The organism is Gillisella vitis, assembly GCF_021559775.1.
GTDB lineage: Bacteria > Pseudomonadota > Alphaproteobacteria > Rhizobiales > Rhizobiaceae > Allorhizobium > Allorhizobium ampelinum.
This window is the reverse complement of record NZ_CP056049.1, coordinates 340,471-365,274: the sequence shown is the minus strand read 5'-3', so window position 1 is coordinate 365,274 and position 24,804 is coordinate 340,471. Positions and strand designations below refer to the sequence as shown.

Below are 24,804 nucleotides of genomic sequence, written 5' to 3'. Positions count from 1 at the left end.
TTTACCGCCACAGAACGGAAATCCAACATTGAAGCGAACTGTCTGTCCTGATCCACACATGCTGTGGCCACAGCGTTATAACTATTGGTAATCAACCCACGGCCTGCAGGAATTAGGAAGTCTGAAATCGACCTGTTAGCGTCATTTTGACTAAAGCCAAGACCTGAGAGTGAGTGAACCTGGTGGCGAAACCCTTTCCTCAGACGATTACCCAAGCTCAAGGCCAGTTTCTGGAAGGATTGTCGCCCCTCTCGGTCGTCAAGACGTGCCTTGAGCGTATCCAGGAACAGAACGATAAACTTGGGGCGATGATCTTCATAGCGCGTGCGGAGGCGCTTGAAGAAGCGCAACAAGCGGAAGCGGCAATTCGAGCTGGAAAACGAATTGGCCCGCTGCACGGTATTCCCGTTGCGATCAAAGACATGATCGATGTTCGTGGCTGGCAAACGACCGGTGGATCTCACCTGCTCCATGGGGACCATGCAGTGAACGACGCCCGTTGTGTGGCAAACCTGAGATCGGCTGGCGCGATCATTATTGGCAAAAGCAATCTGCACGAACTCACGGCAGGCAACCACGATAATCCCTGGTACGGAAAGGTTGTCAATCCGCTGGACGCCGAAAGAGGCACCGGCGGAACGAGCAGCGGTTCGGCGGCAGCGGTAGCAGCGGGCTTTTGTATCGCCGCCATCGGAACCGACACCGGTGGATCGAACCGCTCAACCGCCGCAGCGACCGGTCTCGTGGGGTTCAAGCCGACCAATGGTGTCATTGACCCGACAGGCACGATGCCCACCGCGCCGACCTTCGATACAATCGGTCCAATCGCTAGAAACGTGGCGGATGCCCGTCTGCTTCATTATGCCATGGCAGGAATCGATACGCCGGAGAAGAGACGTGTGTCGGTTGCGGGAATGCGAATTGGTCTGTGCCCCGATTTATATGCAGCAGCGGTTGACCCCGCAATTGCAACCGCACATGACGCGTTTCTGGCCTTAGCACGAAGGGCAGGCGCGCAAATCCAGGTCCTCCCATTCCGGTTTGCCCGCGAGGTTCGCGAAGCAGGGCTGACAATCCTGGTGTATGAGTTCACGGCTTTCTATGGCCCGCTTGTCGAAGCGCATCCCGGGCGGGTTGGGGCAGCGGTTCTCGCGTTTCTATCGAATGGAGCCTTGATTTCAGAAGCCGCCTATCGATCAGCGCTCGCGTACCAAGCGCAAATCCAAGGTGAATTTCACAGACTGTTGTCAGAAGTCGATGTTCTGCTGACGCCAGTTGTGCCGGGACTTGCACCACGGCTGTCGGACGAGCAGACGGCAGTGGGAAACGACTTCATGCCTTATGGCCTGGCCGGAGGTCACTTTCGCCGCTGGGCAAACTTTTTCGGTGTACCAGCGCTTGCAATGCCGGTGCCCATGGCGGGTGCGCTTCCAGCATCCATCCAGATCACAACGCCTAGAAACACGGAAAACTATCTGTTTTCCGTCTGCGAAGCTTTGAGCCGACTGGAGACCGGCTCGACCTGTTAAATCTGCCAGCAACAAAAAAAGGGGAATTAAAACATGAAAAAGATCGCAATTGTACTGTCCGTCATCGCCGCAACATTCGGCATGACCAAGCCGTCCTCCGCTGCTGACGATGTCATTCGTTTCGGCGTGGCCGCTGAGCCTTACGCACCGTTCTCAGTAAAAGATGCCAGCGGCAAATGGCAGGGTTGGGAAATCGACCTCATGGACGCCGTTTGCAATCAGATGAAGGCCAAGTGCGAGATCGTTGATGTCGCATGGGACGGCATCATCCCGGCTCTGCTTGCCAAGAAGTTCGACGTTATCTGGAGTTCCATGTCGATTACCGACGAGCGCAAGAAGGTCATCGACTTCACGGACAAGTACTACTACTCTCCCAACGTGCTCGTTGGCGCAAAGGCTGATACACGCAGCTTCGATGTCGCCAAGCCCGAGACCTTCAAGGGCATTACCGTTGCAGCGCAAAGCTCCAGCCTGCAGGCCACCTACATGCAGCAGAAATTCAACGGTATGTCTGACCTCAAGCTCTATCCGACCCTTGATGATGAGATTGCCGACATACAGGCAGGCCGCGTCGACCTCATGGCCGCAGCTGGCATCCAGATCCAGGACTTCCTGAGCAAGCCTGAGGGGCAGGCTTACGAAATCAAAGTGACATTGCCTCACGAAACGATGTTCGGTTATGGCGACGGCGGCGGCCTACGCAAGGAAGATACCGCACTGAAGGACAAGTTGAATGCCGCTCTCAAGGCCGTGCGCGCCAGCGGCGAATACGATGCGATCACCAAGCGCTATTTCAACTTCGACATCTATGGCGAATGATGATCGAGTGAAGGGTTGGAGCCGGTCCTTCATGGCCGGCTCTTCTTCAAACTCGGCGAATTGATGCGGCATGGATGCAAATATGGCCTGGTTCACTTTACTCAGCTTTGGCGACCAAGGCTGGAGCGACGAGCTGCTGCAAGGCGCGTGGCTCAGCATTAAGATTTCCCTCAGTGCCTACCTCATCGGGTTGGTGCTTGGGCTAGTCGGCGCCATTGCCAAACTGTCGAAGAGCGTCGTGGCCAGATCTTTTGCCGGCACCTACACGACAGTCATCCGGTCTGTCCCGGATATTCTCGTTATCTTTTTGATCTATTACTCGGCGACCGACGCCCTGAGCTATTTATTGAGCATGTCGGGCCTGTCGGTTGAGTTCCAGCTGAATGGCTTTATCGCTGCCGCGATCTCGCTTGGCGTCGTCCAAGGTGGCTACAGCACGGAAGTATTGCGCGGCGCAATCGTCGCCGTGGCTCGCGGTCAGACCGAAGCAGCCTTTGCAGTGGGACTAACGCGCAAACAAGCGTTCTTCCTGGTGATCATCCCACAGATGTTGCCGCTGGCGCTGCCGGGGCTGGGTAATCTGTGGCTCATCGTCCTCAAGGAAAGCTCATTGGTAAGCCTCATCGGGTTCACAGAACTGGTGCTGGTCGGCAAGATGGCCGCCGGTGCCACGCGGCACTACCTGCTTTTCTATGCGGCGGTCGGTATGGTGTTTCTCATTATGTCCGGCGCGTCCTCGCTTGTGTTCCATTATCTCGAAGTGAAGACTTCTCTCACCTGGAGGCGTAAATAAGATGTCTGATTTCGGATCTTATCTCTCCGGTGAACTTATCACAGGCTTGCAGACGACAATTGTGCTGTTCCTGGCTTCTGCTATCACCGGCAACCTGTTGGCGCTTCCGGTGGCGCTGGGCAGGATATCCACGCGGAAGTGGATCAGATATCCTGTTATCGGTTTCATGCTCTCGTTTCGCGGCACACCGCTTCTGGTCCAGCTTTACATCTTCTACTTTGGCGTCGGCCAGGTTCTGGCAACAGTTCCGGCAATCCGCTACAGCCCTCTTTGGCCGCTGTTGCGCAGTGCAAATGGCTATGCTTACGTCGTGCTTTCTTTGAATACTGCCGCCTATTGTGCGGAAATTTGGAGAGGTGCCATTCTCGGCCTCCCGATCGGGCAAAGCGAGGCGGGTCGCTCGCTTGGATTGTCCAAACAACGAATCACTGTATCAATCCTGCTTCCTCAGGCATTCCGGCTCGCGCTTCCGGCGATTGGCGGCCAGAACATCCTACTTTTGAAGGGAACAGCGCTGACCGCCGCCATTACGGTTTTTGAGACAATGGCAGCGGCCAACCTTGTTCGCGCCCAGACCTTTCGAACCTACGAGCCGCTGCTCGCAGCAGCTCTTGTCTACTTTGTCCTGGCCTCGATCATCACCTCTGGCTTCAAATATATGGAAACCCGGTTGGCTTCCCGATACTAATCGAGGCCTCTTTGCTGTTTCTCGTCAATGGAGGCTAGGGTGATCCCAGGGGATGTGGATTTTACACCGCGTGAAGTCGAGGTCTTTGCGGCGGTCATGTTGCATGGCACGACGACGAAGGCGGCCGATGCCCTCGACATCACCCAGCCAGCAGTTAGCAAAATCCTGTTGCAGCTGACGAACAAGGCTGGCTTTCCGCTATTTCGCAACCATCGTCAGCGTTTGATCCCGACACCGGAAGCCCACATGCTCTATGCTGAGGTGCGCCGGTTGTTCGAGACGGTTCGCGGAATATCGCAAATCGCGAAGGAAATCCGGGAGCTCCGGAGTGGCCGTCTCAACATCTCAGCCCTGCCTGCTTTCGGGTCGACGCTGATGCCTTCGATCATTGCAAGCTTCACGAAACAATATCCCGACGTCGCCATAACCCTGGATATCAGGAGCTCGTCGACAATCATCCAGCGGGCGGGGCGAAATCAGCTCGATATCGGTGTCGCGTCAGAGGTCAACGATGAGACACCGTCGGTGGTTCGGCGTGCACTCATTGCCACCCCTCCGGTCTGCGTCATGCCCAAGGGCCATCCGCTGAGCAAACTTTCCGTCGTCCAACCAGACGATTTTGACGGCTTGAACTTCGTGTCGTTGGGCGTCGGTGATCCGATGCGCAAACAGCTTGACGAACTCTGTGAGCAAAGAGGGGTCAACCGCTCCCTCAAGGTTGAGGCGGCACTTTCGCATTCCTGTATTAATCTGGTTGCCAACGGGGTTGGGGTGACGGTGGTGGACCGCCTTTCCGCTTGGATGGCAAAAGACCTACCAATCGAGATCCGCGACTTCCAGCCGCATCTCGACATCAATCTTAGCGTCTATAGACCATGGGGCACAATCGCCTCGTCTGTGGCCGACACCTTCATCGAGCATCTTATCCAGTCGACGCGAGAATATATGAACGTCGTTGACCGTGGGATCAAAGCCCTCAGCGAGCAGTAAGCTGTAGGGAAGGCAGGCTTCGCGGATCGACGACGCCCACCACGGTGATTATCGTATCAGGCTATCGACCAGTTCAAAAAGCCTGCGGATATCGTGCTCTTCATTGTAGACGTGTGGAGTGATCCGCATTTTGGTGCCACGAACGGTGACAAAGGCCTTGTTGTCCTTCAGGTTTCTGGCGAAATCCGGCCGGAAACGCTGTCCGAGCTCTACAACCGATATGTGCGGTGCGCGGAGATCCTTCCGGGGACCTTCCAAGCCCCGCGCTTCCGCTTCCTTCCAGATCAATTCGTTCAGATGCACCAGGCGCTTGAAGACCGCAGTCGATCCCCAGCTCTGCAGAAGCTCAAGCGAACGAATGGCAATCGGCAGCACGGCGAAGTCAGACCGTTCGCCCATGTCGAACCGGCGCGCACCCGGAAGATAATCTGGCATAGTTTCAAGGTAGAAATCCGGCCGCTCCCCGCCCTTGCGGTTCCACGAATGGAATTCGATCGGCTTGCCGGCTTCCTGCCATTTCTTGTCGGCATAAAGGAATGCCAAACGATAAGGGCCGAGCAAAAACTTGTAGGTTGCAAAGGATAGGAAGTCAGGGCGTATCTTGGAGACATCGAAGGGCACGGCGCCGACCCATTGCGTACCATCCATCACGAGGGCAGCTCCGACCGCATGGGCCGCATCGGCGACGACCTCGATATCGACGCTCATGCCCTCGAACCAATGGACGATGGTACCGGCCACGACCGACACAGGAACGGTTGAGCCCTTGATGGCGGCTGCGAGCGCTGAACCCCACTCCTGGTCAGGACGACGAGGCACCGTTACAACCGTCGCTCCCTTCTTCTCGGCCAATTCATACCAGGCATAGCGGTGCGACGTATGCTCGTTGTCCATCATCATGATGACGGAGCCAGGCCTGACGTGAACATTTGCTGCGGCAACGGCGATCCCATAGCTGGTTGCCGGAATAACGCCGACGTCGTCGATGGATGCTCCGATGAACGATGCGGCAAGCTCCCTGACGCGCTCCACCTCGTCATAGTAGGAGTTGATGGTCATGTCCCAGGGAGCCGCCTTGACCAGAACCCCATCGCAACCGGCCTCAGTGGCGATGTTCGGGATCGGCGACATGTAGGCCGCATCGAGGTAGATCACGTCTTCAGGAATTGAAAACGCATGTCTTTGGCTGGGGAGCATGTCAATCCTCACAATGATACTTCGACGCCGAGACCAAGGCCTCTCGCCTTCTGGAAAATGAAGTTGGCAAATAGGATGTCCTGGGCAGGAACACCGAGCGAGCGATAGAGGGTGATCTCAGATGTCGAGGTCCGCCCGGTGATGGTGCCATTCAATGCTGCGCCAATCTCACCGATCAGGTTTGAAGGGCCAATAATGCCTTTTTCTAAAGGCTCGAAAATGTCTGACGCTGCTGCCATTGCCATTGGCATATAATCGACCCAGATGCGCGAGCGCTTCACACATTCGAGGTCCACCTCCTGGAGAGCTGCGACACTCGCTCCAACCGCGTTGATATGGGTGCCGGGCGTCAGCCATTCTCCCATCAGCACAGGCGACTTTGCTGATGTTACCGTGCAGACGATGTCCGCTCCCTCCACGGCCGCTCGAGCCGTCCCATAGGGAACCATCGGGATGCCCAGCCTGGTCTGGTGATCTGCGAAAAACTTTGCCTTCTCGGGATTTCGACCCCACACGCGCACACGGGATATGTTGCGGACCGCACGGATCGTTGCAATATGCCGTTCGGCCTGCTCACCATAACCGATGAGTGCCAGTTCGCAGGCGTCGGCGCGCGAAAGCGCACGCGTGGCCACCGCGCTTGCCGCCGGTGTCCGCAGACCTGTAATGGCGGTGGCGTTAATCAGAGCATCGGGCCGTCCAGTCTGCCGATTAAAAAGCAGAACGCCACCCTGATGGGAGGGCAATCCATTCTCAAAGTTTTGCGGGTAAACCGACTGGACTTTAGCCCCAAATGGCTCGGCTTCGCTTGCTGATCCATACATGATGGAGAGACATGTTCCGGCTGCACCGGGAAGGGTCAGAATCCGACGGATGTCTTGTTGTGCTGTCTCGTCCGATGTTTTTCTCAAGGCGAGATCCGCAAGCACGATGGCCTCATCAATGGAGACCAGAGACTCAGCGGTCGGTCCATCAATCACCAGAAGTGTGTTCGAGTATCCCGTTCGGGATGGCGGTGAAGACATTCTGGCCTCGCGCTGGTGGTACACAAGGCAAGAAATACCATCAAACAGAAACCCCGCGATTGGCAAACTTGATAACCTGGAGAGGCGAGCTTCTGCCTGTTTCTCATAGTCATGTGATGCACTTCCGATCCGGGAACCCTTCATAACTATTGCTTATAAACCGCCCCGTTGTGGTTGTTTGACCCTCCGCTCCTGCGTCACCCATACATGCTCACATCACTGCATTTATTGCCTTCCGAACTGAGGGCGGAATGCCGATCGAACTGAGGGCAAGAGGAGAAAAATATGCGCATCGTAGTGATAGGGGCCGGGATCGTTGGCAGTTCCGTGGCCTATGAGGCGGCTAAAGCCGGGGCTCAAGTAACCGTACTTGAGGCTGGGAGGATCGCTGGCGGAGCGTCCACCTCCAGTTTCGCCTGGACCAATGCGACGGGCAAGAGGCCTCAGCCCTACTTCGCGTTAAATGTCGCCGGCATGCGGGCGCATCTCGATCTTGCTCGTGAATTTGGTCATGCACCATGGTTCCACCAGACCGGCAGCATCGAATGGTATTCGGACGAGAGCGATTGGCCAGCCCAACTCGACAATGCCGACCAAATGCGCGACTGGGGCTACGGTGTCGAGTGGATCAGCAAAAACCGGCTGACTGAGCTGGAACCGGAAATCGATCACGGCGCAATCAAACAATCACCGCTCGTCTATTATCCCGAAGAGGGTTGGGTCCATCCAGCTCTCTATACTGCATGGCTTCTGCGCGCGGCGAAAGAAAAGTGGAACGCCGATATCCGACCATTCTCCGGCGTCACGTCGATCGATGTTCAAAATGGCGTAGCGAAAGCGGTCAAGACCGTCGACGGAGCGGCCTTTGAGGCTGATGCCATCATCAATTGCACGGGTAGCTGGGCGGCGCATGTTTTGGACGGCGTGCCGGCCATTCCGATGGCATCGAATATGGGCATTGTGGGCTTCACATTGCCCATCGCGACAACGCTTCGTCGTCAATTCCATATGGACGATCTTGATGTGCGTCCGGATGGCGCCGGCCGTCTCATGATCCACAAGGTCTCGGTCGACTCTCTCGTCACCAAGATGCAGCCCCTGGACACGCAAGGCCCGGAAGCCGCCCTTCTGCTGGACGCGGTTAGAAAGGTTCTGCCCGCGATTCAGCCTGACGATATGGAATCGATCCGCACGATCGTGCGACCGATACCCGGCGACAACCTGACCTGCAGCGGGTGGGTTCCTGGAGTGGATGGCTATTACGTTGCCGTCACCCATAGCGGCGTATCGATCGCACCTCATCTGGGCAAAGCGGTAGCTCAGGAGGTGGTCCGCGGGCGTCTCCACGAGAGCCTCACGGATTTCCGCCCTGACCGCTTTCTAGCCGCAAAGAATGGAATGGGACAAAGAGCATGACGATTACCCGCATTGCGAAAACCGAACGACTGAGCCGTGTCGTTGTCCATGAGAAAGTCGCATATTTCTCAGGTCTGACTGCCGATGACAGGAACCAGGACACCGTCGGTCAGACCGAGCAGGTACTGGCCAAGGCCGACGCTTTTCTCGTTAAGATCGGATCGAACCGGTCGCTTCTGCTCAGCGCGACAATCTGGCTGCGGGACATCGAGGATTTTGACGCAATGAACAGCGCCTGGACTGCATGGATCGACAAGGACGAGCCGCCAGCCCGCGCAACGGTTCAGGCGGTTCTAGGCCTGCCGGATATCAGGATCGAAATACAATTCACGGTCGCTCTACCGTAACAGCGGCTTTTGGCTGGGTAATAGTTCATCACATTGACCATCAGTTGAAAAACCAACCCAGGCAGAGAAGGGCTTGTCCCACCCCTCCTTTCGTCAAAAGGGAACAGAACTTGGCTAAAACGTCAGATGTTTAATCGCGGACTTAGTTCTTTCATCCGGTTGAGAATGCGGACGCCAATCCTGGCTTCTGATTGTCGCAAGGGCAGTCGACAAATGGCAATGTCACGCCTCTTGGAACGGGGCAAGCGACCCGTTCTTTTTGGTCTTATTTTTCTCCCGTCCGCCTGGCGAACCAACGCCGCCACTAGAAACCACGGGTAGAAAATCCAATGAATTCGCGGGTAAAGCGCCGGCGATGGCAGGCGAATGAGCGGCGCTCGTCGATATCTGACAGGTTTGACAATGCATAGAGCGAGGAGCATGTTTTCCAAAAAAGTCAAATGGGAGGAGACCATGACTTACAAAAGCATCAGAGCACTGGAGCGCGGTATAGACGTGTTGCAGTACCTCAATACGGTTAAAGGAGCTGCACCGCCGGAGATTGCTGAAAACGTCAATCTTCCACGTCCTACAGTCCATCGAATTCTTGAAACGCTGAGCGAACTCAACTTGGTCTATCGCAGTCAGCTCGGAGACGAATATCGTCTTAGCTCTGGCGTGCAGCGATTGGCGGGCAACAGGTCATCCGTTCGGCTGAATTGGATTGATGAAATCGCCTTGCCAGCACTGCTTGAACTCACATCGGAGATCATTTGGCCGTCGGACATTGCTGTTTACCACAAAGCTGCAATGATCATCCAGGGAACCACACATCGCATCAGTCCCATGTCGTGCGATGTCGGAATGGTCGGCAATCGGCGTTCCATGCTGATGAGCCCGCTGGGCCGTGCCTATCTCAGTCACTGCCCGGATGACGAGTTGAAGTCGATTCTTTGCGCTCTGAACGCGTCATCGGCATCTGAGGATAAGGGCGCGCGTGATCGCGCTTTCATTAAGGAGATTATTGAAACGGGTCGTCGTAATGGTGTTAGCGCCTGCAACGAACTACCGCACCCGCGATGCGCCAGCCTTGCTGCACCCATTCGCTTGAATGGGAAGGTACTTGCCTGCATGAACGTTGTCTGGCGGGCCAATATGCTTACGATTGAAGACGCGATGGATCAGATACGTGACCCATTGCTCGCAACGCGTGACCGGATCGAAGCTCAACTCCGCGAGCATTTTATACGACCGGCGCTGGGCTCTACAAGCTTCCCTGAAACATACACCCTGCGGACGGGAACGCGTGATCGCTTGCCTCACAGTCTAGCCCTTGCTTGATTGCATCAATATGGCCCGCCCACGAGGGGTTTCATTCGTGGGCGGCCCCTATTGGCTCAGAGGAAGGACAAAGCATGACCAAAACACTTGGATTTCTTGGGGCAGGTCGCCTCGCACAGATGCTCGCACCAAAAGCGATAGCCGGTGGCTGGCGGGTTATTCTTTCGAACTCGCGTGGACCTGAAACATTGGCTGATTTGGTCTCTCAACTCGGACCAAATGCCAGCGCAGCCACCAGCAAAGACATGGTGTTGGCCGCCGATATTATTATCCTTGCGATCCGGTGGCCACAAATCGCCGATGCCACAGCTGGTCTGCCCTGGGACGGCAAAACCGTGATTGATGCCACCAACAATCGTCTCGGCCCGAAGCCCGAAGATGTCATCGTCATCGGCGATGCAATTGCCAGTGAACTCGTCGCGGGCTATCTACCCGGTGCAAAGCTGGTCAAGGCTTTCAATCATGAGCCGATCCCTGTGTTCGACAAAACACTGCCTCCCGCTGGGGATGAAAGCGTGCTTTTTCTGGCTGGCGCAGATGCGGAGGCCAAGAAGCAAGTCGCGCAATTGATGCGGGATCTGAAGGCAACACCGATTGATCTTGGCGCGATTGACGAAGGCGGCTTGCTCATTGCCATGGGCGGCCCGCTGACGAACAAGTTCAAACTATACACACCCACTGAAGCCGAAGCTGAAACAAAAGCTGCGCTTGTCTAATACGAAGACACAGAGAACATGACTGTTCGTATTCCATTTTCGAATATCTCAATCATCTGATGCAGTTGAGATATTCGGAATTTTGCAAGACGAGGATGCGTCGATCTCTTCGAGTCCTTGTATAAGATCTGTTATTCTTCCCGAGAGAGAGCCGCCTCCGGCTCAGGATTGTGTGCGACATTCGTTTCGACGGAGAGCATCGTGCGATAATTATCGTTCGCACACAATTTGAATATTCCAGCCTTAATTACCAGTGCGAGATCCTCGGTCATCTACCAATATTGACCAGAATGATATGTTGCCAGCGCATAGGCGCCCTTGGTCAACGCGCCCCAAGGGCGGGCAGTGATCAGCCCAGAACTGCAAGCAACACACTTTCCCAAAGGCAAATCTAGACCAACTGACCCTGCGCTTTGGACAGGACGGCGCTGTGCCATACATCAAACATGGGACACCCGCTCACCATACTTGGGCGCTCTTCAGCCATAGATACAACCTATTGAATTTTATATATATTTATATTTGACAATCGATTTTTGTACGCACGACGGACGTACATTGTCTGATCCTTGTTCGTCTTAAGTCGGCCTGACACGATGAATGAAGAGTTCAAAACAAGGAGCATTCAGACGTGGTCGCTGCCAAAGAACGCACCGTGGTACTTGCCACAAAGAGCACTCAAAAACAGGTGACGCCATTGGCGCAACCTGAACCCGGCCTCACACCAGAGCAGATCATACAGCGCGCCATTGACTTGCGGCCGCTTTTGCTCGACGGCCAAGCCGACGCAGAAGAGCGAGGCACATATTCTCCTGAAATGCATGAGCGTTTTCGCAAGGCCGGTTTCTATCGAATTCTGCAGCCTGTGATGTATGGCGGCTATGAGTTTGATCTGACCGTCTTTTCTCGTGTCATCGTCGAAATTGCACGGGGCTGCCCCGGTTCTGGCTGGTGTCTCTGCCTTGCTTCCGGGCATGCCGTGAATGCTGCAGCTTTGTTTGATAAGGCTGGCCAAGACATTATCTTTGGCAATGACGGCGAATTTGCAGCACCGGCCCGCGGCGTGCCAGGCGGGACAGCCACGGAGTGCGATGACGGCTGGATCATTGACGGAACCTGGGATTATTGCTCCGGTTCGCCCTATAGCACACATGCTATCGTTGGCGTTCGCATCGCGGGTCCAGCGAAAGACGGACCGCCTGAACTCGGAATTGCAATGGTTCCAAGGTCTGGCTGGGAGATGATCGACAACTGGCGCGACTTCATCGGCATGCGCGCCAGTGGCTCAAACAGCATTCGCATCGACAAGCAATGGATCCCCAAGGCTCTGCTGGTTCGCCAAAACTTCTTCGCCGTCAATATCGATGGTGGCACCGAAGGTTACAAGTTGCACGGCAACTCCATGTATTCAGGCCGTATGTTCGGCTTCTTCCAGGCGGAGATCACCTCAATTTTGGTTGGCGTCGGCTTTGCTGCGCTGGACGAATTCGAACGGATCGTGGGACTGCGGGCAGGGGCTCCTAAATTTGGGCCTCCGATGCCGGGTGTACCGGACTTCCACCGACCCTACGGCGTCGCGCTGGGCATGCTCGAAATGGCATCCAATGCTCTGGCAGCCGGCACTCGTTCCTATCTCGACTATTGCGAACGTGGCGTGAAGGACCCCAGCGCTTATACGGAGTTCGACGATCTGCGCATTCAAGCAGGGTTGCAGCACGCAGCGCATCTGTCGATGGACGCGGTCGAGATCCTCTACAGTGCTGCCGGTACGAGCACCTCGGCGAAAAATGGCTCGCGGCTTCAGCGCTATTACCGTGACATTTCCATGGCGCGCACCAATCCCGGCCTGCAATTCGACAAAACGGCCATGCAGTTGGCTGCGCGGAGATTTCCAGAAGGACCGCAAGGCCCCCGCCCGTAAGCAACCGGAATTGGAAAACAGGCGCACGCGAAACTCAATGGGAGGTGGGTATGCAACATCACGTTCACACCAACAATGATAAGGTTGCAGCGGACACCAAGAGTGTTCTTCCTGCAACGGACTGGACATCAGAACCACAGCAGATAGAGACCTCGGCGGTAACAAGCGGGGGCGGGCTGACCGCAGCCGAGGAAAAAGCCGCTCTGAAAGCGAAATTCATCTCTGGCATGGGGCGGGTTGCGGCTCCCGTTTCTATTGTTGCCACCGATGGCCCGGCAGGGCGTGCGGGCGTCACAATCTCAGCAATGAGTTCCGTCTCTGCCGATGGAGACCGACCGACCCTGATGATCTGCCTCAACCAGTCCTCACGTACATGTCAGGCCCTTGAGAAAAACCGCCATTTCACTCTCAATGTTCTGAATGCACGCAAGCATATCCCCATAGCCGATGCCTTTGCAGGCCGTTTCGGGACGTTTTTGCCCGATAAATTCGCGATGGGCGACTGGAAGACCAGCCGATTCGGGATTCCAGAGTTGAATGAGGCGACAGCGGTGTTCCATTGCCAAGTCAACTTCACCCAGATTGTTGGCACACATATGCTCATTATCGCAGAAGTTGACGAGGTCAGTGAAGCTGAAGGAGCACGGGCTCTCGTTTACTGTAGCCGTGAATATCGTTGCCCTTGAGCGGCTTGCGGGAGGGAGCAAGCCGCAAAATTCAAAGGGAATAATCGTGCAATTTTGATCGCTTTCACACTCTGAAAGCCGTCACCGATCAGGGCGCGACCCCTGATCGGTCATCGTTGATGAATGCAGGGCCGAATGGGAGCGGGTCAACGATTAGCTATTTCCAAAAAAACGACATGCATAACTTGGGGAGGACAAGGAATGTGTTCAAAGGCAGGCTTATGTCTTGCTGCGAGTTGCTGTGCCCTCACTTTGGGGATGGTTTGCGCGGGAGCGTCCGCACAGGATGGCGCAGTTAAAATAGCAAAGACAAACCGAAATCCAACGACGGACGCGCAGAAGCTTGATTGTCCCGGCGGTGACCAGACAAAGCGCTCGAAAGATCCCAACACCAAGAATTGCCCTGATCTGACGTTGGTGGACAATGGTTCAAGTGTGGGTCCAAGTGCAGCTCCAGGCCAGGGCCCCGGTTCCGGAGCAGGACCAGGCCCTGGTCAAGGGCCGGGGCCGGGTGCCGGTCCGGGGGCCGCGTCTGGACCCGATGGATTGCCGCCGCCGCCCTTCGGAATGATCGTGCCACGTAAATCGTTCAATCTCGGTCCCCCGCTTGGTGGACCTCCGGCGGTGGGCAACATCAATCCGATCTTTGTGATGCCACCGGGCATGGTTGGAGCGCTGAAACCGGATCAAATTCTGATCGGCCTTGGGGACTTGGCCAAACCGCGCCCGGCTCCGGACGGCTTCAATCATATCGGGACTGAGATCTACACCATGGGAGGGTCCTTCGGGCGCAATCGCGAGACCGTCCAGACCGGCAATTCCAAAGACAATTTCTCGACCTATTTCGCCGGTAGCAGAGTCCAGGATCCGAGCTGGCGTGATGATACCGACAGTAAACAGTACGAATTCTATGGTGACCTTGGTTGGCGAAATGACACGTCAGCCCTGCACCTTTCCTTGAGTGGCCAGGACCTTAAGTCCTCCGGCAACGGCCTGACACCGGCGGAAATGCTTGCGAAGGACCGTTCAAGTTCCTTCATAGCGCCAAGCGGCGACACGGACAGACGATGGAAGATACAGCTTTCCGGCGAGCATGAGACGGACTCAGGTTGGAACGTGAATGGCAAAACCTACATTGGTCACGTGTCACGGACTAAGCAATGGGCCGATGGTGAAACCCCGCAATCCTGCGCCGACAACGCAGCGACACTTTGCAACATGATGGGCTCGCCGTATCTCACCCTGAATGGTAATCGTTTTCCATTATATTCCAGTTCATACCGTTACGCATCGCTTACCAATTACAGTGAAGACGCTTACACCTACGGTGCATCACTCGAGGGACGAGTCAGCGATACCCTTTTGGGGCGGGCGAACGATTTCGTCATTGGGGCCGCACTCGACGGATCGACAACCTCTGGTACGGTTTCGAGAAGCCTGGGTGAATATACCAGCGACTATGTCTACACCAATGACCAGGGAGTTTATCAGACAACCTCGGCAGATTTGCGAGCGCTTTATTTCTCGCTTTATGCTGCAGATCAGCTCGCGGTGACGGATCGGCTGACGGTTGGCAGTGCGCTGCGATTTAACGTTTCAGACCTCAATCGCTACAATGGTTCGGCAACGAACGTCACCTACGACTATGATCTGAACATGCACAAAACCTACTACAGCGTCGATCCGTCAATCGGCCTCACCTACAAGTTCAACAGTGATTTGGTGGGATATGCCGGCTACAACCGCGAAAGCCGGGCTCCTACTTCTTTTGGGACGATGTGCAGCAATCTCGCATCAACCTGTGCGTTTCCCAACTTCCCGATCGCCGACGAACCGCTTTTGCAGACGCACTCGAACAATTTCGAAGCTGGCCTTCGCGGACAAAACACCGTACTCGGCGATGCAACCCTCTCATGGAATGTGCGGCTGTTTTCGCAGATGACCTCGGATACCTATTGGCTGGTATTGCGTGAAACACGACCGATGTTCAGCAATGTAGGTGACAGCTGGCGCCGGGGCGTTCGTTTCAATGCGGCCCTGGAAACCGGTCCCTGGACGATCGGCCTTGACTACATCCTGCAAAAATCAACCTTCGAAAAGGAATTTACGGAATTCAGTTCGGATAATCCCTCTGCAGATGCCATGGGCAATATCACTGTCCCTAAGGGCTCGGAAATGCCCAATATCCCGAACCAGATATTGAACGTGAGTGTCGACTATGCCGTCAATGATCGCCTGAAAATTGGCGCTTTGGGTACGGGAGTTGCTGGAAGCTATGCTCAATTTGACGAGAACAATACGCTCAAAAAGTCAGACCCTTATGCGCTCCTTTCACTGAATGCGAGCTATAAGCTCAGTGACAATGCTGAAATTTTCGGGCTCATAACCAATGTTTTCGATACGAAATATAACGCAATGGCAGCGCTTATAAAAGTCAACTCCATCCCCAGTTTGGGCCTGACAAATTCGTTGGGTTACATTCCTGGCGACGGGCGCGCCTTCTATGCCGGGCTTCGAGTGACATTCTGACGGTTATAAACAGCGCAATTTGACACGTCGGAAAGTGCATTCTCAACGTGAGGTGAGTTCAATGCTGCGTGACGTTGCACCAATTTTCCGGCATGCGAAGACGTGTACGCTTCGATAACGAATGCGGCCCAAAGCCTCGTCATATAAGCTTCTGATTGCTGAATTTTCGCATTCCGAGAGACTATTTTTCGTCGTCCGGTTTACCGCCAGACGACGATTTTGGTTTTGTGTCTTGCCTCGATTATTGCCTGAAACTTAAAAAAATAAACGGATAGGATTCGATTAAATCAGCTCGTGCTGTTGCCCATGATGGACATATTTGGCGGTAAAATTCGTATCATACTCAATTGAGGCATCGTCCAGGAGCTTCTGTTCAATGAAAGATTGTGCTCGCTTGAGAGCCGGTAAAAACTGAGTGATGCCATCCTGCAGCTTTACAGCACGCGGAAGCCAAACAATGCTCAGACATGCAAGCACACGATTGTCATAACGAATGGGAACGGCGATGGCCGCGATCAGTGGATACGAGTTTCGTTGCTCGACAGCGTACCCGTCGCTAATAACTTTGTTGATCAAATTTCGAGTGTGGGCACCGGCACCCCGCTGACTATCGGGCCGCTGACTATCGGACTGGGTCCGATCACCAAAATGTCCGAGATGCTCGAGAATCTGCGCCCGCTGTTGTTGGGGGCAGAAGGCCAAATAGGCAAGACCGCATGCACTTGTCAGCATTGATCGGTGGTTGTCATCAAAATCCAGCAGGTTGATATGATAGGGGTTTAGTGAGTGGGTTGTATCACGCTTGAGCATTGTACAGCTGTAAGCATCGAAGGTGGTGATCTCACTGGTCCAGACCACTTCCTTTTGTAACTCGAGCAGAATGGGCTCAGCCGCCCAGAGCGCCCATACGTCATCCGTCAGCCCTTCCTTGAGGGCGCGCGTGGCAATGGTCGGTCGATAGACACCATCGTCACCAAGCGAGATAAGGCCACTTTTTTCAAGGGTACCGAGTAAACGATAGATCGTCGGTCGCGAGAGCCCGAAATGGGCGACTGTGGCCTGTCTGGTCGCGCCACCGGTTTCGCTGAGAAACTCAAGCACATTGAGTCCACGGGACAAAGCTCTGATGTTTTCTGACATGTTGTTATTCCTCCCGCATCAAAATGGCCACTCATTTTAACGTCTGTCAATATGCTTTGCGCTCCAGAGCAGACGGTGCCGATAACGGCAACTTTTGTGGATTGGGTGGGCCAGACACCAGGCGGACGAGCGCGACATGGGAGTTGGCTCTGGGCCGTGTCAAGGTCAGAAATACGCCCATTGGTGCGCCATCAAGCGCATGCCTATCAAGGGAGCGAACATGGCAAATGCAGAAACCAATTCGGGGCGGGGCAAAGGGTATGGCTGGCGTCTGAGTTTGGGCATGCTGTTGCCATCGAGCAACCCGGTGGCTGAGCCGGAACTGACGAGGATGCTTCCGGAGGGGGTTTCACTCCTCACGACCCGGCTCAAGCTCGCAGGCAGTAGCCGTGAAGAACTCTTGGGAATGACGGGGCAAATCGAAGGTGCTGTTCCGTTGCTGTGCGACGCTGGCGTCGATCGCATTGTCTTCAACTGCACGGCCGTTTCGACGTTCGATGTGGAAATGGGAAATATGCTGCGCCAACGGATCGAAAAGATTGCTGCGCGGCCTGCGACCAGCACCGCAGACGGCGTGGTTGCGGGCCTCAAGGCTCTTGGTGCAAAGCGCATCGCGCTGATCACCCCCTATATTTCCTCCGTCGTTGAGCGCGAGACGGCATTTCTCCAACATCACGGCTTTGAAGTGGTCCGCGCTGTGGGGCGCGACCTTGACGAAGGCAAGGCGATGTCATCGGTGGAGCCGGGGCAATGGTATCGCTGGGCGCTGGACCATGCAGGTTGCGGTGCCGACGTTTACTTCCTCAGCTGCACGGCCATTCGCGTCATCGATATCGTCGCCACGCTTGAGCGTGATCTTGGTGTGCCTGTGCTGACCAGCAATCAGGCAATGTTCTGGTGGTGCCTGCGCAATGCTGGGCTGAACGATAGCCCCGAGGCCTTTGGTCGTTTGTTCACCAAACACTTGCCCGCGTAAACATTGGGGAAATGACATGAGTATCCGTGGCAAGGCCTTTATTGTTGGGGCCTACGAGCATCCGGGCCGTAATCTGCCTGACCATTCCGTGCAGCAAATCCATGCAGAATGTGCGATGGGCGCACTTAACGACGCGGGCCTGTCCATCAAAGACGTGGATGGTTATTTCAGCAATGGCCAATTGGGGTTCGGCGGCATTTCCATGGCCGAATATCTCGGCCTGAGATTGAGCTACATCGATTCCACCTTTACCGGCGGCTCCTCCTATATGGCGCATGTCGGCCATGCCGCTGCTGCCATTGCCGCAGGAAAGTGCAAGGTCGCCCTCATCACGCAAGGGGCCAAGGTGCGGGGTGTCATTCGTGGTGCCAAGCATACCGCAGATACACCGGAATTTCCCTTCGAGACGGTCTATGGCGAAACCAATGCGGCCATTTATGCGCTGGCTGCGCGTCGGCATATGCATGAATACGGTACAACGGCAAAACAGCTCGCCGCCGTTAAAGTTGCGGCGGCGGCCTATGCGCAACACAATCCAAATGCGCTGTTGCGCAAGCTCGTTTCAATCGACGATGTTGTGAATTCACCAATCATTGCCGATCCCCTTCATCGGCTCGATTGCTGCGTCGTGACTGACGGTGGCGGCGCTCTTGTTCTTGTTGCTCCTGAAATCGCGCGAAGCTTGAAGCGTCAGAGTGTCAAGCTTTTGGGTCATGCCGAAGCCATCCGGCATGGTGGAGATGGCCCAAGCGATTTTGCCAGCACAGCAGCGGCGCTTTCAGGACCCCGTGCATTCACTGAGGCGGGCGTGAGCCCGCGAGACGTTCGGTATGCCTCGATTTACGACTCCTTCACCATCACGGTCATCATGACATTGGAAGATCTCGGTTTTTGCGCGAAAGGCGAGGGTGGTGCCTTCGTTGCCAGCGGCGCGCTGGGGCTTGATGGTCTGCTCCCGATCAACACCGATGGCGGCGGCCTCTGCAACAACCATCCGGGCTACCAAGGTGGCATGGTGCGAACCATCGAAGCGGTGCGCCAGCTGCGGGGCGAAGCCAATCCAAATACACAGGTCAAAAACTGCACCATAGCACTGGCGCACGGAACCGGCGGCGGCATGTCGCGGCATGCGAGCGTGACGCTGGTGTTGGGTCAGGAGGACGCATGATGGAAGACCGTCAAGAAGTGCAAGCGCTGCCCATTCCTGTGCCGGTGGTTTTCCCGGAAACAGAACCGTTCTGGACGAATGCCCAAAAAGGCAAGTTGCTGCTGCCGTTCTGCACGCATTGTGCAAAACCGGTTTGGTATCCAAAGGCATTCTGCACCGCGTGCGGTAGTTTTGAGCTTGACTGGCGTGAAGCGTCCGGCTTGGGCGAAATCTATAGCTTCACGGAAGTCATGAAAGGTGAAGGTGCCTATCGTGAGACGCCGGGCTACATTCTTGCGCTGATCGACCTTGATGAGGGCGTGCGCATGCTCAGTAACCTCGTCGACTATAGCCGGGAAACGCTGCGCATAGGTCAGCGCGTAAAAGTCGTGTTTCACAATAGCAGCGACGCCACGGCTCTCCCACGATTCACACCGGCCTGATTTGCCGAATTCAATTTTAGATGTAGTGGAAGGAGGAGGCATTGAACAAGGTCTTCGAAAGTACCAGTGACGCTGTTGCGGATATCAAGGACGGCGCATCGATTGCAATTGCTGGCTTTGGCGTTGGCCATTCCTATCCCAACAGCTTGGTGTTGGCGTTGCAGGCGCAAGGGGCCAAGAATCTCGCCATCATCGCCAACTCTCTGGGGGCGGGAGGCGATTTTCGCCCGCAGATCCTTGTGCAGAACGGTCAGGTAAGCAGGCTTGTTCTGTCGTTCTCCGTCCGTCCGGGCATGCCTTCGCCGGAAGAGGAAAAGATTGCGGCGGGCGAGATTGCGCTTGAAATGGTGCCACAGGGCATTCTCGTGGAGAGACTGCGGGCGGCGGGTGCCGGTTTGCCTGCTTTCTATAGCCCCGTCACTGTCGGAACTCCTCTCCAGGAGGGCAAGGAAGTACGGCGCTTTGGCGAGCGGGATTATGTTCTCGAACATGCTCTGCCCGTTGATGTTGCTCTGATCCGTGGATACCGGGCTGACCGTTTCGGCAATGTCGAGTTTCGCGGCAGCAGTGCGCATTTTCATGCCAGCTTTGCCAGGGCGGCGAAATTGACCATCGTTGAGGTGGAGCACATTGTTGAAGCTGGCGAAATCTCGCCCGAACGCGTCGGCTTGCCTGGGATTTTTGTTTCGCGCGTCGTGCAGACGGTTGCCAAATATCCGGCCCCTGCGGGCCGGATGGGTCGCCGTGCGCCTGAGAGTGGGCGGGAATATTTCGGCAAACCAGCCTTAACCCGGACGAATATGGCAAAGCGTGCTGCTACACTCTTGCCTGAAGGTGCCTATGTCAATCTTGGCTCAGGCCTGCCCACGCTGGTTGCTGGGCACACGCAGGACAAATCCATCTTTCTTCACGCGGAGAATGGGGCTCTCGGTTACGATCTGCTGCAGGATCCTACGCAATTCGATGTCGATTTTTTCGATGCGGCAGGAAACTTCATCAAAATGCGACCCGGTGGTGCCTTGTTCGACAGCGTAGCCTCCTTTGAAATTGCGCGATCAGGAAAGCTGTCCGCGATTCTTTTGGGGGCCTATCAGGTCAGTGAAAAGGGTGATCTCGCCAATTGGGCTGTGCCAGGCCAGTCAGGTGGGGGCATTGGCGGCGCTATGGATCTCGCGTCGTCCGGGAGCAAGGTTATCGTTCTCATGGAACATTGCGATGGCAAGGGTAAGCCAAAATTTGTGCGCGAATGCTCCTATCCGCTCAGCGCGCTTGCGTGTGTCGATACGGTGGTAACTGACCTTGCGCTGCTGGTGCGTCAGGGAAATGGCTTTGAAGTGACTGCGATTGCAGAAGGATTCACGCCTGATGAAATTCGTGCGCTGACACCGATCGACATCACATTTGCACAATCACTAGAGGCGATGTGAGCGGCCTGATGCCGCCATTGGGTCGGTATCAGGCGGCGGCGTGAACAAAAGTGGGGACGATTTTTTTAATCTTCCGTTTCGTTCCGGGACGGAAATAACAAGGGAGAAGACAATGAAACTATCTCAGTCAGTCGAATTGAAGGCACCCGCTGCGGAAGTCTGGACGTTCATCAGCGATTTTTACAATTTTCATGCTTGGCAGCCCCATATTGAATCCACGGCTCCGGGGCCAGCCAAGGGTGAGCGCATTGTCAAGATGAAGCGCGGCAACACCATCCTTGATCGCATTGCTGTGCTTGACAATGAAAAGCGCACACTTGCTTACGAGATGGTTCCGAACCAGGATCTGCCTCCAGGTGCGCCGAAGCTTGAAGGGTTTCTGGCGACATTCGTTGTGGGTGAGTCAGGTGCGGGCTCTAAAGTTGAGTATAGCATTGCTGTTGACGTGCCGAGTGCGATCCAGGAAATGGCAGAAAAAGGAATTGGCAGCGACATCTCCGGTGCCTTGCAGGGGCTGAAGGACAAGTTTGAAGAAGCCTGAGATCTGAGCAGGATTTCAATACCCGGTCATTTGAACCGCCGCTCGCAAGAGCGGCGGTTTCTCTTTGTGGATGACATGCAGCGATAGGGTTTTGACGGTTCATGACAAACATCAAAGAGTGACGCAACTGTTCATTCAACTCCTCGAAATGCTCGGAGTAACCGGCAAACCAATGAAGGTCGGATGGGTATCAAGCACGATTGCGGTGTCGAGGCTTCAACCAGTTTGATTGGCATGGGTTGTGTCGGCACTCAGCAGAATAGGGTTCCGTGGAAGTGGCCTGCCCAAACAGGAGAAGGCCGACCTGGCTTTCGCCACCGTCGACCTTCTCCTGTTGTTTCATTGTGATCTGATCCCGTTGCGGGTTCGTAACCACGCCTGTGAGGCCGGGCGGGCGCGGGCGCCGCCCCTCAACCATTTAGGTGGCGTGTACTTGGGGGGTGCCGGACAAAAAAGCCCGACGATTGGTTGCCATCAGCACTGCGGCAATACCATTCAGCGCGGCAATGGTCAGGACACTCGGCATATAGGTGTGGGTGTGATCGAACAACTGTCCGACAACGATTGGCGCGACAGCGCTTGCGATCGTCATCATTGAAATTGCAAAGCCGGAGACCGCAGCAAAATGCCGCGAATCAAAGGTTTCGCTCAGCAGGGCCATTGAGCTTACCTGCACCGCACCATAGCCCGCGCCCAACAAGACGGCATAGGCATAGAGCATGATTGAGTTATGAGCGTAACCGAGTGTCAATATACCAAAAGCAAAGACAAGGAGGCCAGCCGCGAGAATATTGCGGGTCCCTAAGCGCTCACTGAAGGCTCCAACGGCGAAGTTGCCCAGCAAGGTCGAGGCGGCCATCAGGGATAGTGATGCTGCAGCATCCGTCGGGGCAAAGCTGGAATCATGCAGAAGTGCCAGACCATGGGCGATGTAGAATGAACACCCGGCGCCAGCCGTGACAATGCATGTGATCACCAGCCACAGTGCCGGTGATTTGTAGACTGATCCCTTCTGGTCTCCGGAAGCATCGAATTGTGCGAATTTCGCAACATTGGCATCGCTTGCGCCCGGTGGCGTATCGCGCACAACGAAGATTGCCAGAAACAAAGCCAAGGCTCCGGCACCGATGAAGACCAGCCATCCGGCGCGCCAATCGCTAAGGGCAATGGACCGGCTGATCAGCGGTGCAGCAACAAAACCGCCAACGCCCATAGTGGCATAAAGCACCGCAAAGGCCCGAGCCCGCTTTTTATCAAACCAGGCTGCGACACAAGCCTGATTAGCAACGAAACCACCAGCACTCATGGCCAATCCCATGAGGATGCCAAATGCAACGACGACTTGCCACGGCTTTTCAACCCAGAAAGCCATTGCGCTCGCTCCAAGCAGCAGTAACAGGCTGCCTGCGATCAGCACGAGGCGCGCACCAAAGCGATTGACTGCAGAACCGACGAGCGGCGCTGTAATGCCGGTAACGGCCATGTTGACGGACACGAGCAGCCCGAGGAGACTGCGATCCCAGCCCAATGATGTGACCATGGATGTGTTGATCACGCTTGCGCCGTAGATGGGAAACGCGGCGTTCATGCATAGGATAAGCGAGCATGCGGCCAGGATGGCTCGGCCATACCGAGGATGTGTAGAATGAAATGGAAACAGCCTCATTGGGCGACCTCTTGATATCGAGAACGTTCCGAATATCGGAGACGGGCGCAATTAACCATTTAACTGCGTGACTCGAACACTAAAGCCTTCAGCAACACCCTACATCTTGGCTGACGCAGGCGTCCGGCAGATGTATCCGTGTACACATACCGGACATGGCCTTGACCCTTGTTGTCGATTGCCAATGGCGGGTTTCAAATCATCCTCAGGAGAGTACTCGTCCCAATTGCGAGGGCTCATGCGGAGGGTGAGGTGCGTTAATGGTAAATGTTGAGCGAAAGTTCGAAACTGTTGGATTGGAGCCGCCGGAGCCGAAGTTGCAGCCAGATGAGATGATCGCGCGAGCTACGGCCATGATCGGCACACTCAGAGCGCGCCAAGCGGATGCCGAGGCCGGTGGGCGCTTGCTGGAGGTTACCCATCAGGAGTTCATGCGGGCTGGATTTTATCGTGTTGTCCAGCCGCGTCGCTTCGGTGGCTATGAATTTGACCTGACCACTTACGTCAAGGTGATGATGGAAATCGCTCGCGGCTGCCCTTCGAGCGGCTGGGTTCTGGCGCTTGTGTCCGGCCATCCCATCATGCTGGCTGATTTCAGCGAACGTGCTCAGATCGAGGCCTATGGCGATGACGGTGATTATCGTTGTCCCTCGGTTGGGTCGCCGGTTCCGGTGACGCTTGAAAAGGGCGGATTTCGTGTCAGCGGCGGTTGGGACTATGCATCGGGTTGCGATGTCTCAACCCACGCAATGGTCAGCGGTCTGACGCCGGAAGCCGACGGCAGTATGACGCCCCGATTGATGCTGGTTGACCGTTCTGATTATGAAATCGTCAATAACTGGGACATGATTGGGATGCAGGGCACCGGTTCTCGCCGGCTTGTCGTCAAGGATGTGTTTGTGCCGGAATATCGCACCGCTCCCATCGTCATGTGGCGCGGCGAGCGTGGCGCGGCGGTGCATGCAAACCCAATGTATAACGGCCGCAAAGCATCGTATTTTGTGATTGAGCTGGGTGCGGTCGTGGTCGGCGCTGTAAAGGGTGCGCTCGATATTTTCGAAGACATCTTGCGCAACAAGCCGATGCGGTTCTCATCAAAGCAGCGCTTGTACGAGAGCCACGAGTTCCAGCAATATTATGGCGATGCCCAAACCAAGATCGATTCCGCCGAAGCGCTTCTCTTGAAGGTGACGGAGCGCTATCTGGAAGCGTGCAGGCTGCACCAGGAGACTGGCGAAGGTTTTACTGAAGAGACAGATAGACGGCTATTTGCTGCCGCCCAGGAGGCCTGCCGCCTTGCGTGGGACGGGTTGGAAATCATCTTCACCACGGCGGGCACGAGCACGGGGGCCAAGCAATCCATGCTTGCCCGTATCTATCGAGACGCGGCCGTGCAGAAAACCCATTTTGTTCAGCAACGGTCGCGCACCGCCGTCAACGCTGCACGCCTTCACTTCGGGCTTGCCCCGCTCAGCCCGTTCTGACTGC

The 24,804-nt window shown here is 55.5% G+C and carries 22 protein-coding genes; 18 read left to right on the top strand and 4 right to left on the bottom strand.

From position 1 onward, the window contains the following. Window positions 1-308 precede the first annotated feature (308 nt). From AVCG78_RS23710 to AVCG78_RS23690, 5 genes are all read left to right on the top strand, one after another. Entirely contained in the window at window positions 309-1,529 is a 1,221-nt protein-coding gene (locus tag AVCG78_RS23710) for an amidase (protein ID WP_234796146.1), read from the top strand. Between the two features lie 33 nt (window positions 1,530-1,562). Further along, window positions 1,563-2,348, top strand: a complete 786-nt coding sequence (locus AVCG78_RS23705; protein ID WP_015918492.1) for a transporter substrate-binding domain-containing protein — start codon at window positions 1,563-1,565, stop codon at window positions 2,346-2,348. 82 nt (window positions 2,349-2,430) lie between these two features. Further along, complete coding sequence (locus AVCG78_RS23700; RefSeq protein ID WP_234635193.1) at window positions 2,431-3,141, top strand: ABC transporter permease; 711 nt, start codon at window positions 2,431-2,433, stop codon at window positions 3,139-3,141. Window position 3,142: 1 nt separating this feature from the next. Then, window positions 3,143-3,829: an ABC transporter permease gene (locus AVCG78_RS23695; protein ID WP_071203434.1), complete on the top strand. Its 687-nt coding sequence runs from the start codon at window positions 3,143-3,145 to the stop codon at window positions 3,827-3,829. 39 nt (window positions 3,830-3,868) lie between these two features. Then, complete coding sequence (locus AVCG78_RS23690) at window positions 3,869-4,819, top strand: LysR substrate-binding domain-containing protein (protein WP_071203964.1); 951 nt, start codon at window positions 3,869-3,871, stop codon at window positions 4,817-4,819. 48 nt (window positions 4,820-4,867) lie between these two features. Here AVCG78_RS23690 and AVCG78_RS23685 read toward each other — a convergent pair whose 3' ends face one another. After that, on the bottom strand, window positions 4,868-6,016 hold the full coding sequence (locus AVCG78_RS23685) for an aminotransferase class V-fold PLP-dependent enzyme (RefSeq protein WP_071203435.1): 1,149 nt from the start codon (window positions 6,014-6,016) through the stop codon (window positions 4,868-4,870). Window positions 6,017-6,024: 8 nt separating this feature from the next. After that, complete coding sequence (locus tag AVCG78_RS23680; protein ID WP_234796132.1) at window positions 6,025-7,185, bottom strand: ornithine cyclodeaminase; 1,161 nt, start codon at window positions 7,183-7,185, stop codon at window positions 6,025-6,027. A 141-nt stretch (window positions 7,186-7,326) separates the two neighbouring features. Here AVCG78_RS23680 and AVCG78_RS23675 point away from each other — a divergent pair, with 141 nt between their 5' ends. From AVCG78_RS23675 to AVCG78_RS23645, 7 genes are all read left to right on the top strand, one after another. Further along, window positions 7,327-8,457: an NAD(P)/FAD-dependent oxidoreductase gene (locus tag AVCG78_RS23675; RefSeq protein WP_071203436.1), complete on the top strand. Its 1,131-nt coding sequence runs from the start codon at window positions 7,327-7,329 to the stop codon at window positions 8,455-8,457. Continuing rightward, complete coding sequence (locus AVCG78_RS23670) at window positions 8,454-8,804, top strand: RidA family protein (RefSeq protein ID WP_071203437.1); 351 nt, start codon at window positions 8,454-8,456, stop codon at window positions 8,802-8,804. Before AVCG78_RS23675 ends, AVCG78_RS23670 begins: the two co-directional genes overlap by 4 nt. Before the next feature lie 453 nt (window positions 8,805-9,257). After that, window positions 9,258-10,124, top strand: coding sequence for a helix-turn-helix domain-containing protein (locus AVCG78_RS23665; protein WP_234796133.1), 867 nt, complete (start codon window positions 9,258-9,260; stop codon window positions 10,122-10,124). 74 nt (window positions 10,125-10,198) lie between these two features. After that, on the top strand, window positions 10,199-10,840 hold the full coding sequence (locus tag AVCG78_RS23660; protein WP_071203439.1) for an NADPH-dependent F420 reductase: 642 nt from the start codon (window positions 10,199-10,201) through the stop codon (window positions 10,838-10,840). Between the two features lie 631 nt (window positions 10,841-11,471). Further along, the gene (locus AVCG78_RS23655) at window positions 11,472-12,761 is read left to right on the top strand and encodes an acyl-CoA dehydrogenase family protein (protein WP_071203440.1); all 1,290 of its coding nucleotides are present in this window, start codon (window positions 11,472-11,474) and stop codon (window positions 12,759-12,761) included. A gap of 50 nt (window positions 12,762-12,811) precedes the next feature. After that, entirely contained in the window at window positions 12,812-13,447 is a 636-nt protein-coding gene (locus AVCG78_RS23650; protein WP_015918503.1) for a flavin reductase family protein, read from the top strand. Window positions 13,448-14,071: 624 nt separating this feature from the next. Continuing rightward, a complete protein-coding gene (locus AVCG78_RS23645; protein WP_234796134.1) occupies window positions 14,072-15,976 on the top strand; it encodes a TonB-dependent receptor domain-containing protein in 1,905 nt (634 codons plus the stop codon). A 282-nt stretch (window positions 15,977-16,258) separates the two neighbouring features. Here the strand turns inward: AVCG78_RS23645 and AVCG78_RS23640 are convergent, their stop codons facing one another. Continuing rightward, complete coding sequence (locus AVCG78_RS23640) at window positions 16,259-17,116, bottom strand: helix-turn-helix domain-containing protein (RefSeq protein ID WP_015918505.1); 858 nt, start codon at window positions 17,114-17,116, stop codon at window positions 16,259-16,261. A gap of 220 nt (window positions 17,117-17,336) precedes the next feature. Between AVCG78_RS23640 and AVCG78_RS23635 the strand changes: the two genes are divergently transcribed. From AVCG78_RS23635 to AVCG78_RS23615, 5 genes are read left to right on the top strand one after another with little or no spacing between them, the layout of a single operon-like run. Further along, window positions 17,337-18,092 (top strand): maleate cis-trans isomerase family protein, encoded by a 756-nt coding sequence (locus tag AVCG78_RS23635; protein ID WP_071203570.1) that lies wholly within the window; start codon window positions 17,337-17,339, stop codon window positions 18,090-18,092. Window positions 18,093-18,108: 16 nt separating this feature from the next. Continuing rightward, window positions 18,109-19,260, top strand: a complete 1,152-nt coding sequence (locus AVCG78_RS23630; protein ID WP_071203442.1) for a thiolase domain-containing protein — start codon at window positions 18,109-18,111, stop codon at window positions 19,258-19,260. Then, window positions 19,257-19,682, top strand: coding sequence for a Zn-ribbon domain-containing OB-fold protein (locus tag AVCG78_RS23625; RefSeq protein ID WP_197434953.1), 426 nt, complete (start codon window positions 19,257-19,259; stop codon window positions 19,680-19,682). Before AVCG78_RS23630 ends, AVCG78_RS23625 begins: the two co-directional genes overlap by 4 nt. Before the next feature lie 41 nt (window positions 19,683-19,723). Next, the gene (locus tag AVCG78_RS23620) at window positions 19,724-21,109 is read left to right on the top strand and encodes a 3-oxoacid CoA-transferase (RefSeq protein ID WP_071203444.1); all 1,386 of its coding nucleotides are present in this window, start codon (window positions 19,724-19,726) and stop codon (window positions 21,107-21,109) included. Window positions 21,110-21,149: 40 nt separating this feature from the next. Next, window positions 21,150-21,650 (top strand): SRPBCC family protein, encoded by a 501-nt coding sequence (locus AVCG78_RS23615; protein WP_197434954.1) that lies wholly within the window; start codon window positions 21,150-21,152, stop codon window positions 21,648-21,650. Window positions 21,651-22,068: 418 nt separating this feature from the next. Here AVCG78_RS23615 and AVCG78_RS23610 read toward each other — a convergent pair whose 3' ends face one another. Further along, window positions 22,069-23,238, bottom strand: a complete 1,170-nt coding sequence (locus AVCG78_RS23610; protein ID WP_071203445.1) for an MFS transporter — start codon at window positions 23,236-23,238, stop codon at window positions 22,069-22,071. Window positions 23,239-23,576: 338 nt separating this feature from the next. On the opposite strand from AVCG78_RS23610, the gene AVCG78_RS23605 reads away from it, so the two are divergent. Then, window positions 23,577-24,800 carry an acyl-CoA dehydrogenase family protein gene (locus AVCG78_RS23605; protein ID WP_071203446.1) on the top strand — a complete coding sequence of 408 codons (1,224 nt, stop codon included), beginning with the start codon at window positions 23,577-23,579 and terminating at the stop codon, window positions 24,798-24,800. The last annotated feature ends 4 nt before the right edge of the window (window positions 24,801-24,804 follow it).

What these genes read in the sequence shown, in the direction of transcription:
- AVCG78_RS23670 (WP_071203437.1), top strand. Translation starts at nt 8,454, where the DNA reads ATGACGATTACCCGCATTGCGAAAACCGAACGACTGAGCCGTGTCGTT.
- AVCG78_RS23700 (WP_234635193.1), top strand. Translation starts at nt 2,431, where the DNA reads ATGGCCTGGTTCACTTTACTCAGCTTTGGCGACCAAGGCTGGAGCGAC.
- AVCG78_RS23710 (WP_234796146.1), top strand. Translation starts at nt 309, where the DNA reads ATGATCTTCATAGCGCGTGCGGAGGCGCTTGAAGAAGCGCAACAAGCG.
- AVCG78_RS23635 (WP_071203570.1), top strand. Translation starts at nt 17,337, where the DNA reads ATGGCAAATGCAGAAACCAATTCGGGGCGGGGCAAAGGGTATGGCTGG.
- AVCG78_RS23610 (WP_071203445.1), bottom strand. Translation starts at nt 23,238, where the DNA reads ATGAACGCCGCGTTTCCCATCTACGGCGCAAGCGTGATCAACACATCC.
- AVCG78_RS23685 (WP_071203435.1), bottom strand. Translation starts at nt 6,016, where the DNA reads ATGCTCCCCAGCCAAAGACATGCGTTTTCAATTCCTGAAGACGTGATC.
- AVCG78_RS23675 (WP_071203436.1), top strand. Translation starts at nt 7,327, where the DNA reads ATGCGCATCGTAGTGATAGGGGCCGGGATCGTTGGCAGTTCCGTGGCC.
- AVCG78_RS23650 (WP_015918503.1), top strand. Translation starts at nt 12,812, where the DNA reads ATGCAACATCACGTTCACACCAACAATGATAAGGTTGCAGCGGACACC.
- AVCG78_RS23660 (WP_071203439.1), top strand. Translation starts at nt 10,199, where the DNA reads ATGACCAAAACACTTGGATTTCTTGGGGCAGGTCGCCTCGCACAGATG.
- AVCG78_RS23705 (WP_015918492.1), top strand. Translation starts at nt 1,563, where the DNA reads ATGAAAAAGATCGCAATTGTACTGTCCGTCATCGCCGCAACATTCGGC.
- AVCG78_RS23605 (WP_071203446.1), top strand. Translation starts at nt 23,577, where the DNA reads ATGGTAAATGTTGAGCGAAAGTTCGAAACTGTTGGATTGGAGCCGCCG.
- AVCG78_RS23630 (WP_071203442.1), top strand. Translation starts at nt 18,109, where the DNA reads ATGAGTATCCGTGGCAAGGCCTTTATTGTTGGGGCCTACGAGCATCCG.
- AVCG78_RS23665 (WP_234796133.1), top strand. Translation starts at nt 9,258, where the DNA reads ATGACTTACAAAAGCATCAGAGCACTGGAGCGCGGTATAGACGTGTTG.
- AVCG78_RS23695 (WP_071203434.1), top strand. Translation starts at nt 3,143, where the DNA reads ATGTCTGATTTCGGATCTTATCTCTCCGGTGAACTTATCACAGGCTTG.
- AVCG78_RS23625 (WP_197434953.1), top strand. Translation starts at nt 19,257, where the DNA reads ATGATGGAAGACCGTCAAGAAGTGCAAGCGCTGCCCATTCCTGTGCCG.
- AVCG78_RS23640 (WP_015918505.1), bottom strand. Translation starts at nt 17,116, where the DNA reads ATGTCAGAAAACATCAGAGCTTTGTCCCGTGGACTCAATGTGCTTGAG.
- AVCG78_RS23680 (WP_234796132.1), bottom strand. Translation starts at nt 7,185, where the DNA reads ATGAAGGGTTCCCGGATCGGAAGTGCATCACATGACTATGAGAAACAG.